The organism is Methylobacterium sp. E-065, from assembly GCF_022829605.1.
In the GTDB taxonomy this organism is placed as follows: Bacteria; Pseudomonadota; Alphaproteobacteria; order Rhizobiales; family Beijerinckiaceae; genus Methylobacterium.
The window spans coordinates 66,630-81,384 of sequence record NZ_JAKSYD010000096.1; the positions used below are offsets into that span (position 1 = coordinate 66,630).

At 67.7% G+C, this 14,755-nt stretch carries 11 protein-coding genes and 2 pseudogenes; 6 read left to right on the forward strand and 7 right to left on the reverse strand.

What is annotated here, in order from left to right:
• Positions 1-138: 138 nt before the first annotated feature.
• From MKK84_RS09745 to MKK84_RS09760, 4 genes and pseudogenes are all read right to left on the reverse strand, one after another.
• Positions 139-787: pseudogene (locus MKK84_RS09745) on the reverse strand (sigma-70 family RNA polymerase sigma factor).
• 55 nt (positions 788-842) lie between these two features.
• Positions 843-1,397 (reverse strand): glutathione peroxidase, encoded by a 555-nt coding sequence (locus tag MKK84_RS09750; protein ID WP_243919171.1) that lies wholly within the window; start codon positions 1,395-1,397, stop codon positions 843-845.
• A gap of 237 nt (positions 1,398-1,634) precedes the next feature.
• Positions 1,635-3,326, reverse strand: a pseudogene (locus MKK84_RS09755) (methyl-accepting chemotaxis protein).
• 232 nt (positions 3,327-3,558) lie between these two features.
• Positions 3,559-4,686: a patatin-like phospholipase family protein gene (locus MKK84_RS09760; protein ID WP_243919172.1), complete on the reverse strand. Its 1,128-nt coding sequence runs from the start codon at positions 4,684-4,686 to the stop codon at positions 3,559-3,561.
• Positions 4,687-5,061: 375 nt separating this feature from the next.
• On the opposite strand from MKK84_RS09760, the gene ispG reads away from it, so the two are divergent.
• The 3 genes from ispG (at position 5,062) to MKK84_RS09775 (ending at position 9,829) form a co-directional block, all read left to right on the forward strand.
• Entirely contained in the window at positions 5,062-6,393 is a 1,332-nt protein-coding gene (gene ispG, locus MKK84_RS09765; protein WP_243919173.1) for a flavodoxin-dependent (E)-4-hydroxy-3-methylbut-2-enyl-diphosphate synthase, read from the forward strand.
• A 509-nt stretch (positions 6,394-6,902) separates the two neighbouring features.
• Complete coding sequence (locus MKK84_RS09770; RefSeq protein ID WP_243919175.1) at positions 6,903-8,897, forward strand: potassium transporter Kup; 1,995 nt, start codon at positions 6,903-6,905, stop codon at positions 8,895-8,897.
• Positions 8,898-9,493: 596 nt separating this feature from the next.
• On the forward strand, positions 9,494-9,829 hold the full coding sequence (locus tag MKK84_RS09775; RefSeq protein ID WP_243919177.1) for a DUF6968 family protein: 336 nt from the start codon (positions 9,494-9,496) through the stop codon (positions 9,827-9,829).
• 197 nt (positions 9,830-10,026) lie between these two features.
• On the opposite strand, the gene MKK84_RS09780 is transcribed toward MKK84_RS09775, so the two are convergent.
• Positions 10,027-10,317 (reverse strand): type II toxin-antitoxin system VapC family toxin, encoded by a 291-nt coding sequence (locus MKK84_RS09780; RefSeq protein WP_313899326.1) that lies wholly within the window; start codon positions 10,315-10,317, stop codon positions 10,027-10,029.
• A complete protein-coding gene (locus tag MKK84_RS09785; RefSeq protein WP_243919179.1) occupies positions 10,314-10,556 on the reverse strand; it encodes a type II toxin-antitoxin system Phd/YefM family antitoxin in 243 nt (80 codons plus the stop codon). Before MKK84_RS09785 ends, MKK84_RS09780 begins: the two co-directional genes overlap by 4 nt.
• Positions 10,557-10,909: 353 nt before the next feature.
• On the opposite strand from MKK84_RS09785, the gene MKK84_RS09790 reads away from it, so the two are divergent.
• The 3 genes from MKK84_RS09790 to MKK84_RS09800 all read left to right on the forward strand — a co-directional run bounded on the left by MKK84_RS09790 (position 10,910) and on the right by MKK84_RS09800 (position 14,169).
• A complete protein-coding gene (locus tag MKK84_RS09790) occupies positions 10,910-11,389 on the forward strand; it encodes a (2Fe-2S)-binding protein (protein WP_243919181.1) in 480 nt (159 codons plus the stop codon).
• Positions 11,386-13,716 carry a xanthine dehydrogenase family protein molybdopterin-binding subunit gene (locus MKK84_RS09795; RefSeq protein WP_243919183.1) on the forward strand — a complete coding sequence of 777 codons (2,331 nt, stop codon included), beginning with the start codon at positions 11,386-11,388 and terminating at the stop codon, positions 13,714-13,716. Before MKK84_RS09790 ends, MKK84_RS09795 begins: the two co-directional genes overlap by 4 nt.
• 75 nt (positions 13,717-13,791) lie before the next feature.
• Positions 13,792-14,169 carry a hypothetical protein gene (locus MKK84_RS09800; protein WP_243919185.1) on the forward strand — a complete coding sequence of 126 codons (378 nt, stop codon included), beginning with the start codon at positions 13,792-13,794 and terminating at the stop codon, positions 14,167-14,169.
• A gap of 345 nt (positions 14,170-14,514) precedes the next feature.
• Here the strand turns inward: MKK84_RS09800 and MKK84_RS09805 are convergent, their stop codons facing one another.
• Positions 14,515-14,739, reverse strand: coding sequence for a hypothetical protein (locus MKK84_RS09805; RefSeq protein WP_243919186.1), 225 nt, complete (start codon positions 14,737-14,739; stop codon positions 14,515-14,517).
• Positions 14,740-14,755 lie beyond the last annotated feature (16 nt).

Below are 14,755 nucleotides of genomic sequence, written 5' to 3' on the forward strand. Positions count from 1 at the left end.
GCCCCGGGCCTGTGTTACCGCATGGTGGAGTAGGAAAACCGGATGCCGCGTTCCCGCACCATGCCGCAGAGCGATCCGCCGGCCGCTGTCGTCAGTCCGCGCCGGCGCCGGGGACTGACCGATATCCTGATCCGATTGCTAGTTCTCTCCGGCCGCACGCCGGAGAGGCCAGGCGGACCGGCCCGGCGGCGTGTCGGACACGACGAGCCGGAGGGTCGAGGGCGCCCCGCGCCCCTTGTCGGGTGTCCGGTCGGCGGCCCTGGTTCTCAGCCTCCCCCCCGGAAGTCCGGTCGGTCCGCGCGCCCTCCTCGAAGGCCCGCAGGGCAGCCCGTCCGCGGCCGAGGCGGGACATCAGCGTCCCGATCGGAATGCCGAGGACCGCCGCCGCATCGGCGTAGGCCATGCCCTCCAGGGTCACGAGGTGCAGGGCGGCGCGCTGCTCCTCGGGCAACGTGAGGAACGCCTTCCGGATCTGGGCGAGGCGGACCTGCCCCTCCTGGGCGGGGGGCGCCATGTCCTCGGCCATCCGGACCAGCGTGTCGGCGTGGCGCGCCTCCACCTGCCGGCGGCGCTGCTCGTCGATGAAGGCGTTGTGCAGCACCGTCATCATCCAGGTGCGCAGATTGGTGTTGGGCCGGAGCGCGCCCTGCATCTCCAGGGCGCGCACCAGCGTGTCGTGCACGAGGTCGTCGGCCCGCAACGCGTCGCGGGTGAGAGACCGAGCGTAGCGCCGCAGGGGCACCAGCAGGTCGAGGAGGTCAGAGCGCTTCTGCTTGTCTGAGGCCATGGAGCGTCAACGCAGGGGCCCGGCGCTTTAATCCCGCGGTCCTGTGTTGCGGTGTTCAGGCCTGGTCGAGGTTGGCCGCGATCCCCGAGATCACCCGCGGGTCGGTGGGTTCGACCTGCGTGGCGAAGGCGGCGGCAAGCGTACCGTCCCGGGCGATCAGGTACTTGTGGAAGTTCCAGCGCGGCGTCTCGGCCGGACGCTCGGCAGCCGCCCACCGGTAGAACGGATGCGCCGCCGGCATCTTCACGTGAGTCTTGGCCGTGAGCGGGAAGGTGACGCCATGATTCTTCCGGGCGGCCTCCGCGATGGCCGGACCGTCCAAGGGCTCCTGATTGCCGAAATCCGGCGAGGGCACACCGAGCACAGTGAGACCCCGGTCGCCGAACCGTGTCCACAGGGTCTGGAGGCCGGCGAGCTGCCCGGCATAGCCGCAGGCCGTGGCGGTGTTGACCACGAGGATCGGCTTGCCCGCATAGGCCGATAGCGGCATCGGCGCGCCCTCTGGCGTCTCGAAGGCGAAGTCGGTGGCCCGCGTGGCCTCGGCGGCGCGGGCGCCGCTGGCCAAGCCGGCGCCGATCAGGATCAGGGCCTCGCGGCGCAGCAATGTCATGACGTCAGCCTCATCCGGGACGCAGTTCCCGGAACGCGGCACGAGGCCCGACGTTTCGCCCGCCGAGCCGGTCGATTCGCCGCAGGGCCGTGCCGCGCAGGGCTCTCTGCCCGAAACCGCCTCTCGGAACGACTCCCGAGAGCGCTCTCCGCCGAAGTGGATCCAGTTCGGCGCAAGAGAGCGCGTCACAACAAAGGCTTGGAGCGACGTCCGATCGCAGCGCGATCGGGCGTCGCTCTAAGCGGCCCGGACCGAGTCGAGGAAGCGACGGACCTCCGCCTCGAGGCTCTGGGCCTGGGTCGAGAGGCCGGAGGCCGAGCCCAGGACCTGGGCGGCGGCGGTGCCGGCATCCTCGGCCGCGCGGGCGACACCGACGATGTTGGTGGTGACCTCGCCCGTGCCCTACGCCGCCTGCCCGACGTTGCGCACGATCTCCTGCGTCGCCGCGCCCTGCTCCTCGACCGCCGCGGCGATCCCGCCGGCCAGCACGCTGATCTCGCTGATGCGGCTGACGACGACGGCGATCGCGTCCGACGCATCCCCGGTCCAGGACCGGATCTCCCCGATTTGCCGCGCGACGTCCTCGGTGGCCTTGGCGGTCTGGCTGGCGAGTTCCTTGACCTCCGTCGCCACCACGGCGAAGCCCCGGCCGGCCTCCCCGGCTCGGGCCGCCTCGATCGTGGCGTTGAGCGCCAGGAGGTTGGTCTGAGCCGCGATGCCCGAGATGAGGCTGACCACGTCGCCGATCCGGGCCGCACCCGCGCGCAGCGTCTGCATCAGGGCGGCGGACTTTTCGGCTTCCGCGACGGCCGCGGTGGCGAAGCCCGCCGAGCCGTGCACCTGCCGGCCGATCTCCGAGACGGAGGATCCGAGCTGCTCGGCCGCCGCCGCAACCGTGCCGACGTTCGAGGCCGCCTGCTCGGCCGCCGAGGCCACGGTGACCGATTGCTGCGCAGTCTGCGTGGCAGCCGCGCTCATGGTCTCGGCGGTGGATTCCAGCTGGGTCGCCGCCGCTGCGACGGCGCGCACGACGCCGCCGACCGCCGCCTCGAAGCGATCGGCCAATTCGCGCATTGCGGTCTTCCGCTGCGTCTCGACCGCCGACCGCGCCTCGGCCGCCTCCGACTCCAGCACCTGAGCCCACGCGAGCTTCTCCCGGAAGACCTGTACGGCGTCGGCCATGGCTCCGACCTCGTCGCGGCGCCCCGCGCCCGGCACCGCGACCGACAGATCGTCGGCGGCGAGCCGGGTCATCGTGCCCGTAATCGCGCGGATCGGCCGGGCGATGCCGATCTGGAGGAGGACCAGCCCACAGTGGGCCGCCAGCACGATCGCTCCCAGACCGGCGCAGCTGGCCCAGCGCGAGGACGCGATGGCAGCCGTCGAGGCCGTCGTGCGCACCTTCAGGAGGCCCCCTTCGACCTCCGCAAGTTCGGCCGCCTTGGCGCGCAGGCCGTCCATCGTGGCCCTGCCGATGCCCGAACCTTCGAGATGGCGCGCCTCCTCACGTGTCGCGGGCTCCTGCATCAGGGCGATTTCGCGATCCGCGACGGTCCGGCCCCACTCCTCGGCCACCCGCTTCAGCTCCGCGAGGCGCGCCTGCTGGGCGGCGTTGTTGCTGGTCAGGCTTCGTGCTGCCTCCCAGGCTGCCGCGAAGGTCTTCCGGCCCGTCTGCTCGGGTCCGAGAAAGGCGGCATCCGCGGAGATCAGGTAGCCGCGCAAGCCCGTCTCCCGGTTGATCATCGCGGCGGTCATCCGGTCGATCTCGGACAGGACCTTGTGGGTGTGGACGGTCCAGGCGTCCGACTCCTCGATGACGCCAACGTTTCGGAGCGAGATCGCCGCGACGCCGATCGTGATCGCCAACATCACCGCCATGATCAGCGCGATCTTCGCGCTGATCTTCAAATTGACCAATCTTTCGCTCATGGGCCGCCTCTGCCTACAGGCGAAGGCGCCCACTCTGGCCCCATTCCACCGGTCGCAGGCAGAAGATAGCGGCTCAGATCCGGTTCAGCGTAATAAAAAAACTTAGCGCTCAAACAAGACGCAAATACATTTTCTGATGCCCATAAAGACTCAGACCCGACGCCTGCGAAGATACCCGCCGCACGGGCACTGGACTACCATCGAATCTTGATACTATTTCGGGCCTGCGAACCTACTGATACGTCTGCTGCAGGTCGATGGTGCAGCTCCGGCCGACGGCGTCGTAATTCTCTGCCAGCCAAGCCTGCGCGGCGGCGCGGCCCTTGTCGCGCAGGCGCTTGAACACGGTCCAGCGGGCGTCGAGCTTGGAGGCGGCGTTGTAATCCTCCAGGGCGTCGGTGCCGTCGATCCGGTGCACCAGCACCCGGCGGTACTGGCCCTGGCCGAGGGTGCCTTCCTCGATCAGCCCGTCGAGGAAATCGATCGCCCGCAATTCCCGCATCAGGTTCGCGTTGAAGGTGATCTCGTTCAGCCGGTCGCGGATCTCGCTCTCCGTGCGCGGGGTCTCGCGCCGCTCCACGGGGTTGATCTGGACGAGGAGGATGTCGCGCGTCTGGGCCCCCCGGTGGAGCGGGTAGAGCGGCGGGTTCCCGAGATAGCCGCCATCCCAATAGGGCACGCCGTCGATCTCCACCGCCTGGAAGACGGTGGGCAGGCAGGCCGAGGCCATCAGGTGATCGACGGTCAGGCGCTCGCGCTCGAACACGGCCAGCTTGCCGGTCCAGACATTGGTGGCGGAGACGAACAGGCCGGCTGTGTCGGCCTCACGCAGGCGCTCGAAATCCACCTGATCGGCCAATGCCTTGCGCAGCGGGTTGATGTTGAGCGGGTTCGACACGTAGGGGCTGGGCGAGAACGCCTTGGCCCAGAACTCGGCGACCGGATTGCCCTTCCACAGGCTGAACAGCCCGCTGACGAAGTTGCGCTGGGCCGGGCCGAGGTCGCCATCGAGGCTGACCTCCCGCCAGAACCGCTCCAGCCCCTCGCGGGCGCCGTCCGGGCCGCCCTTGAGCCAGCCATCGACCAGCACGACGGCGTTCATCGCCCCCGCGCTCGCTCCGGTCACGGCCTCGAAGCCGAGACGCCCATCCTCGATCAGCGCGTCGAGCACGCCCCAGGTGAAGGCTCCGTGCGCGCCGCCGCCCTGGAGGGCCAGGGCCACCGACTTCTCGGCGTTCGGCCCGGCCAGCATGTGGTTCGGGCTCTGTGCGGGCAGCGCGTCGATCGCGTCCGAGACGGGCGTCTCGGGCACCGCGGTGACGGGGTTGTGCGGCTCGGCGCCGCCGTGTTGCTCGCTCATGTCGGCCTCCTGACGTCCCGTGAGAGATGGGATGCTGCGCTGCAACATCAACGGTTCGCCAGGGTTGCAAGCCGCGAGGAGCGGACGCGCGGCCGTCAGCGAATCGGCAACAGGGCCGGACGAAAACACGTTTGCGGCCGCGGTGGGCCATCGAGCGGGCGCAGGAAACTCGACATCCGCGCCCGGATACGACATGACAGCCGCGATGCTGTCTTGCACGATGCCGTCCTGCGCGGCGCCGGCTTGAAGCGGCACCGGGTCATCCGCAGCTAACCCGCGGCAGCCCCGAAGTTCCGGCGAGGCGTGTCCCCGGGGACCGGCCCGGCAGCCATCAAGGCTCCGGCACCCCGCGAGGCGCGCACGCGAAGGTCCGCGATGGAAGTCATGGAAGCCACCCGTTCCGATAACCTTGCCGAGGCCCCGCTGTCCTATGGCGGCCCGGAGATCGCCGGCCCAACGCCACGGCACCGCACGGTCGGCGTCACGGTCGGCGAGGGCGAAGGGGCAGTCACGGTCGGCGGCGGCGCCCCGATCGTCGTCCAGTCGATGACCAACACCGACACGGCCGACATCGACGCCACGGTGGCGCAGGTGGCCCAGCTCGCCCGGGTCGGCTCGGAGCTGGTCCGCATCACGGTCGATCGCGACGAGGCCGCCGCCGCGGTGCCGAAGATCCGCGAGCGCCTCGACCGGATCGGCGTCCACGTGCCGCTGGTCGGCGACTTCCACTATATCGGCCACAAGCTGCTCGCCGATCATCCGGCCTGCGCCGAGGCGCTGGCCAAGTACCGGATCAATCCCGGCAATGTCGGCTTCAAGGACAAGAAGGACACGCAGTTCTCGTCGATCATCGAGCAGGCGATCAAGCACAACAAGACCGTGCGGATCGGCGCCAACTGGGGCTCGCTGGACGGCGAGCTACTCACCCACCTGATGGACGAGAACGCCAAGCTGCCGCGGCCGATCGATGCCCGCGCGGTGATGCGCGAGGCGATGGTGCGCTCGGCGATCGGCTCGGCCGACCGGGCCGTGGAACTCGGCCTGCCGCAGAACAAGATTATCCTGTCGGCCAAGGTCTCGGCCGTGCAGGACCTGATCGCGGTCTACCGCGAGGTCGCCCGCCGCTCGGATTACGCGATCCATCTCGGGCTGACCGAGGCCGGCATGGGCTCGAAGGGCCTGGTCGCGGCCTCCGCCGCCATCGGCGTGCTGCTTCAGGAGGGGATCGGCGACACGATCCGCTACTCGCTGACGCCCGAGCCCGGCGGCGACCGGAGCGTCGAGGTGAAGGCGAGCCAGGAACTCCTGCAGACCATGGGGTTCCGCACCTTCGTGCCGATGGTGGCGGCCTGCCCGGGCTGCGGCCGCACGACCTCGACGACGTTCCAGGAGCTGGCCCGCGACATCCAGAACTGGCTGATCACCTCCATGCCGGAATGGAAGAAGACCTATCCGGGGGTCGAGGGGCTGAACGTCGCCGTGATGGGCTGCATCGTCAACGGCCCGGGCGAATCGAAGCACGCCGATATCGGCATCTCGCTCCCCGGCACCGGCGAGACCCCGACCGCCCCGGTCTTCATCGACGGCAAGAAGGCGATGACGCTGCGCGGCGCGACGCTCGCCAAGGATTTCGAGACGGTGGTGATCGACTACATCCAGCGCCGATTCGGCCAGCAAGGCGGCGGGACGCGCACCGCGGCCGAGTGAGGGAGCAGAAACTCGCGCCTTTCCTCTCCCTTTGCGGATTCCGACCTCTCCACGCGGCACCAACGCTTTGAGAGCAAAACGCTTTTCCCCTCCCCCTTGTGGGGAGGGGTGAGGGGTGGGGGTGGTGCAGGATCGAGCGGTCCGGTGCCTGCTGCACCACCCCCACCTCCAACTGCTCCCCCGCAAGGGGGAGGAGCGCGCATCGGCGCAGTTGGGTGAACCTCGTAGCCCACAGAGGGGGAGGAAAACCGCGCATCGCGGCCTGACCTTCGCACTTGCTGCCTCCCACGGCCCGACCGCGCCGAGACCCTGCCCCCCACCCTTCGCAACGCAACACGGTTTCCGCCCGCACGCGGCCGTGGTAGCAACGCACCACGATCCCGTGAGTGGTCGGCCCGGTGGCCGGCCCGCGCGGTTCGGCGGAGTCTTCGCGTTTGCCGCATGGCCCCGACGGGCCCCCTGAGCCGAATCGCGAAACGCCGGCCACGCCCGAGCCTCCGACAATCCGCATGAGCCAGACCTTCGCACCCGGCGTAGACGCCCAACCCGTGCCCGCGGCATCGGACGCCGCGGCGACCGGCGGCCCCGATGTCGGGCAGGGACCGGCCCCCGCCGGCTCCCTCGATTCCCCCGAGAAGGCCGAGACCCGCCACGGCCATGCCGGGTTCTGGACCCTGCTGGTCGGCTCGGTGGGCGTCGTCTACGGCGATATCGGCACCAGCCCGCTCTACGCGTTCCGCGAGGCGCTGGTCCCGGCCCGGACCGACGGCATCCTGCTGCCCGAGGAGGTGATCGGCACCGTCTCACTGATCCTCTGGGCGCTGTTCATGATCGTGACGGTGAAATACGTCGCGATCCTGCTGCGCATGGACAACAACGGCGAGGGCGGCATCCTCTCGCTGATGGCTTTGGCCCGCAAGGCGCTCGGCGGCTCGCGCATCGTGTTCATGCTGGGGCTGCTCGGCGCCTCGCTGTTCTACGGCGACGCGGTGATCACCCCGGCGATCTCGGTGCTCTCGGCCGTGGAGGGGCTGAAGCTCGTCACCCCGGCCCTGAACGATTACGTGCTGCCGATCACCGTGACGATCATCGTCATCCTGTTCCTCGTGCAGAATCGCGGCACCGCCAAGGTCGCGGCCTTCTTCGGGCCGATGACCGTGGTGTGGTTCGTCGCCATGGCGCTCGCGGCCCTGCCGCATATCGGTTTGCACCCGGAGGTGTTCCGGGCGATCAACCCCTGGTACGCGGTGCATTATCTGCTCGGCCATGGCAGCGGGGCGCTGGTGGCGCTCGGCGCGGTGTTCCTGGCGGTGACCGGCGCCGAGGCGCTGTTCGCCGATCTCGGGCATTTCGGCCGCAAGCCGATCCAGGTCGCCTGGGTCTGCCTCGTCTTCCCGGCGCTCGCCCTCAACTATCTCGGGCAGGCGGCCCTGGTGCTGGAAAAACCCGACACCGCCGATCCGTTCTTCCAGCTTGTCCCGGCCTGGGGCCTGCTGCCGATGGTGGTGCTGGCGACGCTGGCCACGGTCGTGGCAAGCCAGGCGGTGATCACCGGGGCGTTCTCCCTGTCCCGGCAGGCGATCCAGCTCGGCCTGCTGCCGCGGCTGGAGATCCGCCACACCTCCGAATCGCATGCCGGCCAGATCTACCTGCCGCAGATCAACGGGCTGCTGATGGTCGGCGTCGTGCTGCTGGCCGTGCTGTTCAAGACCTCGTCGTCGCTGGCCTCGGCCTACGGCATCGCGGTGACCGGCACGATGCTGCTCACCGCCTCCATGACCTTCCTGGTGATCTGGCGGATGTGGGGCTGGTCGCCGGTGGCGGCCGCCGCCGTGATGCTGCCCTTCATCATCCTCGAATTCCTGTTCCTGCTCTCCAACCTGATCAAGGTGGTGGAGGGGGGCTACGTGCCGCTGCTGCTCGCGGGCGGCCTCGTCATCCTGATGTGGACCTGGGTGCGCGGGGTCACGATCCTGTTCAACAAGACCCGCAAGACCGACGTGCCGCTGGTGGAGCTGGTCGGCATGCTGGAGAAGAGCCCGCCCCACCACGTGCGCGGCACCGCGGTGTTCCTGACCAGCGACCCCGAGATCGCCCCGGCCGCGCTCCTGCACAACCTGAAGCACAACAAGGTGCTGCACGAGAAGAACGTGATCCTCACCGTCGAGACGGTGGACACGCCCCGCTCCAACCAGGCCGACAAGGTGCGGATCGAGCCGGTCGGCCCGCATTTCTACAAGGTCGTGATGAAGTTCGGCTACATGGAGACGCCGAACATCCCGAAGACCCTGGTGCTGCTGCGCCGCCAGGGCTTCAAGTTCGACATCATGGCGACCTCGTTCTTCCTGTCGCGCCGCTCGATCCGGCCGGCGGCCCATTCGGGCATGCCGCTCTGGCAGGACCGGATCTTCATCACGCTGGCCAAGAACGCCAACGATGCGACGGACTTCTTCCAGATCCCCACGGGGCGGGTCGTGGAGGTGGGCACTCAGGTGACGGTTTGAAAAATCATATGGACTGATTTATTTTCCTTCCTCTAAGGCTCAGTAAAGCAAGTCAAGAATTCGATTTGCGCAATTTTTACTTACAATTGCAGTGTAGTTTCGCTCTGCCCAAGGTTGCCGTCCAGCGCGCGAGACCGCAGATAGGCTCTTTTTCGTTGATTTTTTGATAAAAACCTATGCCTGTCGGGGCTAATAGGAGGACGCAATGCGGACTGGCCCTGGCATCGACAGTGCAATTGCTGCGCGGCGCGCAGAACTGGACCATCTCCAGCACGTCGTCGACGAACTTAGAATTGCGCTACGGACAAAGGAATACGACCCTAATCAACCCCGCATTCCTGCTCATCAAACTGGCGCGGGGCGCTGGACAAAAGACGGGAGCGCTGCAGGGATAGATGTTACAAAAACTGATCAATTCAAGAAACAACTCTACGCTACATCAAGTCGGCTAGAGGAATGCGCAGAAATGAATCGGCGCGATTTGATCGTTTGCAAATTTACTGGCCTTAGGCCCTGCTATGCGCAAGCAATGGTGAGATTTTTCGCATGTGAGAACGGCCACCCAATCCCTCCATTGAACTTGTGATGGTGATATCATGATCATTGCGGAGCGATCACTTTCAATTCAAAGCGGCACAGAATCTAAGGAGTGCAAAATATCCATAAGCGCTCCAGAATTTTCCGATGGCATGTGGATCTGTCGCTACACTATTGGGTGGCCAGATGCCGCTTGGGATAGTTTTGGCGCAGGCGTGGATTCTGTGCAGGCTATTCATCTAACCCTGCAGAAAATCGGCGTTGAGCTTTACGGCAGCGCTTATCACAAAGCGGGCATCTTGGTGTTCGACAAGCCCGGCGATGGATACGGCTTTCCTATCCCGAAAAACGGTCGCTATCTCTTGGTTGGTGCGGACAAGACCTTCGAGGGGTGAGCGGACGGTAGGATTCGCTCATCGAGTTGGTAGGCGGCGCCACCAGGAGGGGCGCGCCCAGAATCACAACAGTTCCGTCGGCACCCTCAAAGCGCTCCCCGCCTCGGCGAGCTTGCGATCGAGGGGTGCAATGCCCCATCCGGCCCCGAATGCGATGGCAAGGTGCAGCGCGTCGCCGGCTCGCACTCCGAACGGAGCTAGGCGGCAAATCGAGCTGCAACCCGGTAATGCCGGTCGCACACCGCGAGGACGTGGAACGACTCTGCCGTGATCCGAGAGAAGGCGGACAGGGCCGCGGCCCGATGTTCGAGCCCGAGCTGGCCTGAGCGGATCTTCAGCGAGAGAGCGGCCGAGAACTCCCTCACGACCCAAGGACTGATCGCCAAGCCGCCTGGATTCTGATGCGCCATCCAGGCCTGCACATCCGCAGTCCGGGTCTCGTTGGTCAGCGCTGAGACCAAGACCGAGGTGTCGACATAGGATCTCAATAGCGGTCTTCATCCCGCATGGTGCGGATGAAGGACCCAGCGCTCTCACCTTGCTCCGGCATGGCGACGGTCACCGCGCGGAGGACGTCAAGACTGATGGGCTGCAACGGGATGTCGGTACGGGTCAGAAGCGCAACCGGACGACCGTCACGGGTGATCGCGACCGAGTCGCCGATCGCGACGCGGTCGATCAGAGCGCCGAGCTGTGTCTCCGCATCCGCGAGGCTGATCGTGTCCATCAGCCGAGATCCGAAGTTAGAACCAGGGGGCTCGTTTTATACCGCGTCGCAGCGCGGTGGGCCAGCGGGCGCCGTCGGCCAGAGCACGATGACCGCGCGTGTCTTATCAGCTCGATTCACGTGCGCCACCGCACGTGGCATACCCGGAACGCAACCACGGTGGGATGACCCGCCCCCTCCCCGCGTTGCGCCCGACCCAGAGCCTGCTTTAGAATATTTATTATTCTGAGCTTGAGCGTTCGACCGGCGGCGTGGCCGCCCGGCAGACGTGAGCCGGCAAAGCTGGCCTTGGCCCCCGGCCCGGCTCGGACCCGACTGAACGCCGCTCCGGCGCCGCCAGACAGGACGCAACGATGATCAAACTCACCGTGAACGGGGCTGCGCGCAGCTTCGACGGCGACCCCGACATGCCGCTGCTGTGGTACCTGCGGGACGAGCTCCAGCTCACCGGCACCAAGTTCGGCTGTGGCGTCTCGCTGTGCGGAGCCTGCACGATCCATCTCGGCGGCGCGGCGACCCGCGCCTGCATCACCCCGGTCTCGGCGGCGGCCGGCCAGGAGGTCGTCACCATCGAGGGGCTGTCGCCGGACGGCAACCATCCGGTGCAGGCGGCGTGGCGTGACCTGAACGTCGCCCAATGCGGCTTCTGCCAGTGCGGCCAGATCATGCAGGCCGCCGCCCTGCTCAAGGACACGCCCAAGCCCTCCGATCAGGACATCGACGACACGATGAGCGGCAACATCTGCCGCTGCGGCACCTACCCGCGCATCCGCGCGGCGATCCATCAGGCTGCCGGCCAGACGGCCCCCGCCACCAAGGGAGAGCGCCTGTGATTCACGACGCCAAATTGTCCGCTGAACTCGTCGCCGGCACCAAGCCGGCCCTCGACAACGTCAGCCGCCGCGGCATCCTCGGCGGCGCCGGCGCCCTGGTGTTGGCCCTCTCGCTGCGCCCCGCACGGGCCGACGAGACCCAGACCAAGGAGCAGAAGGAACAGAAATTCGGCGCCGACGGTATGCCGCACGGGTGGCGCGACGATCCGAAGGTTTTCGTCGCCATCGCGCCGGACGGCACCGTCACGGTAACCAACCACCGCTCCGACATGGGCCAGGGCATCCGCACCTCGGTGGCCTTCACGGTCGCCGACGAGCTGGAGGCCGATTGGTCGAAGGTGAAGGTGGTCCAGGCTTGGGGCGACGAGAATCGTTTCGGCAACCAGGACACCGACGGCTCGCGCTCGACCCGCCACTTCTTCCAGCATTTCCGCCATGCCGGCGCCGCCGCACGGCTGATGCTGATCCAGGCCGCCGCCAAGCAATGGGGCGTGCCGGCCACCGAGGTGACGGCCGTCAACCACACCCTGACCCACGCCAAGTCGGGCCGGACCCTCGGCTACGGCGCGGTGGCGCAGGCCGCCGCCGAACTGCCGGTGCCCACCGACGTCAGGCTGAAGGACCCCAAGGACTTCCGCTACATCGGCACCGGCAAGGTCGGGTTGATCGATAACTTCGACATCACCACGGGCCGGGCCATCTACGGCCTCGACACCAAGCTCGACGGGATGCTGTACGCGGTCGTCGCGCGCCCGGCCGTCTATGGCGGCACGGTGAAGTCCTTCGACGACAGTGAGGCCAAGAAGGTCCCGGGCGTCGTGAAGATCTTCAAGATCGACGGCGGCGCGATCCCCTCCGAGTTCATGCCGCTTGGCGGCGTGGCGGTGGTGGCCAAGAACACGTGGTCGGCCATGAAGGCGCGGGACGCCCTCAAGATCACCTGGGACGACGGCCCGAACGCCGGCTACGACACCGACGTGTTCCGCAAGGAGCTGGAGGCCGCTGCCCGCAAGCCCGGCAAGGTCGTGCGCACGCAGGGTGACGTCGACGGCGCGATGGCCAAGGCCAAGACGAAGCTTCAGGCCGAGTACTTCGTGCCCCACCTTGCCCAGGCCCCGATGGAGCCCCCGGCCGCTGTGGCCCGGGTGAAGGACGGATTCTGCGAGGCCTGGGCCTGCGTGCAGGGTCCGCAGGCGGCCAACGACCGCCTGATGAAGGCGCTCAAGCTGCCCGACGACAAGGTCAAGGTCAACGTGACGCTGCTCGGCGGTGGGTTCGGGCGCAAGTCCAAGCCCGATTACGTGGTCGAGGCGGCGCTCTGTTCGCAGGCCGTCGGCGGCGCGCCGGTGAAGCTCGCCTGGACCCGCGAGGACGACATCCACCACGGCTTCTACCACACGATCTCGGTGGAGCACCTGGAGGCCGGCCTCGACGAGAAGGGCATGCCGGTGGCGTGGCTGCACCGCTCGGTGGCGCCGACGATCGGCTCGATCTTTGCGCCGGATCCGAAGCACGAGCTGCCGTTCGAGCTCGGGATGGGGCTGGTCAACACCCCGCTGAACATCCCGAACATGCGGCTGGAGAACCCCGAGGCCGCCGCCCATGTCCGGGTCGGCTGGTTCCGCTCGGTGTCGAACATCCCGCACGCCTTCGCGATCCAGTCCTTCGTGTCGGAGCTGGCGCATGCCGCCGGCCGCGAGCCGAAGGAATATCTGCTCGAACTCCTCGGCCCCGATCGGAAGATCGACCCGACCGAGATCGGCGATGTCTGGAACTACGGCGAGGACCCGAAGCGCTACCCGATCGACACCGGCCGCCTGCGCGGCGTGATCGAGGCGGCTGCCAAGGGCGCGGGTTGGGGTCGTGAGATGCCCAAGGGCCGCGGCCTCGGCATCGCCGGCCATTACAGCTTCGTCACCTACACGGCGGTGGCGGCCGAGGTTGAGGTCGACGACAAGGGCCAGGTCCAGGTGAAGGCAGTCGACATCGCGGTCGATTGCGGGCCGCAGGTCAACCCGGAGCGCATCCGTTCGCAGATGGAGGGCGCGGTGGTCATGGGGATGGGGCTCGCCCTCACCTCCGAGATCACCTTCAAGCAAGGCCGGGCGGTGCAGAACAACTTCGACGGCTACGAGATCACCCGGATCGACGCCGCCCCGAAGGTGATCCGCGTGCACCTCGTGTCGACCGGCGCCTATGACGGTCCGCTCGGCGGTGTCGGCGAGCCCGGCGTGCCGCCGGTCGCACCGGCCATCGCCAATGCGATCTTCGCGGCCACCGGCCGGCGGGTCCGGCAATTGCCGATCCGCGATCAGCTGAGCGCCTGAACCGTCACCCGTCGCGCGACGTTGGGGCCGTAGGGAAACCTGCGGCCCCTTCTTTTTGGAAAGCGATCTGATCCGATGATGCGTCCCGCCCTGACGGCCTGCCTGATCCTGATGGCGGCCCCCGCCCTCGCCTCGCCCTGTAGCGACCGGATCGACAGCGTGTCGAAGCGGGTGCAGGCCGAGGTCAGCCAGTCGATCTCGGCCAATACCAGCGGCCAGGGCAACGCTGCCAAGCGCGGCGGCGAGGGCGTGACCGGCACGGAGGGCCAGCGGGCGAACGAATCCCCCGAGGCCCCGCCTGAGAAGTCGGCGCAGGCGGGCCAGGGGGCCGACGCCGCCCAGCAGGCGAAGGTCGCCCTGGAGGAGGCCCGCACGGCGGATTCGAAGGGTGACGCGACGGGCTGTGATGCGGCCGTCTCGCGAGCCGAGCAGCAGCTCAAGAAGGCCCCCTGACCGCAAGTCAGGGTTTGAAAAGGTCGGGGACCTTTTGCGGGTGCAGGGCAGCGCCCTGCGATGAAGCTCCGCCCGAAACACCAGGGCTCCGCCCCGGCAACCCGCCAAAGGGCTCGCCCTTTGGAAACCCCGTGCCGCCTGCCCTCACGGGACCGGACGATCCCGCGGGATCGTCAGGGCATGATTTTTCGGAGGCTGAATCCGGTCTTTGAGGGAAGCGGGGCACGGGTCCCCCGCGATCGGGAAGGATCCAGCTCCGGCGGCGCTCCCGCTCATCTTGGAGGGATCGTCCCGTGCGTATCCTGCGTGCGGGATATGGGAGCGGCTGCACCGCTCCCGACAGCCTCAGGCTGCTTTAGCCGCCAGGGCGTGGCGGTGGCCGCTGAGGCCGGCGCAGAGATCGTCGATCTCCGTCAGGTTCAGGGACTCGCCAGTGTGGCTGGCGATCGTGTCGATCAGGTGGTCCTGGCGGGGGTCGAAGGGATGTCCCTGCATCCGGTAGAATTGATAATAGCGCAAAGCCGCCAGGACGGTGTCACGCTCGCGGTCGGTTACGGTGAAGTGCTGCATGGGTCGTGGCTTCCCC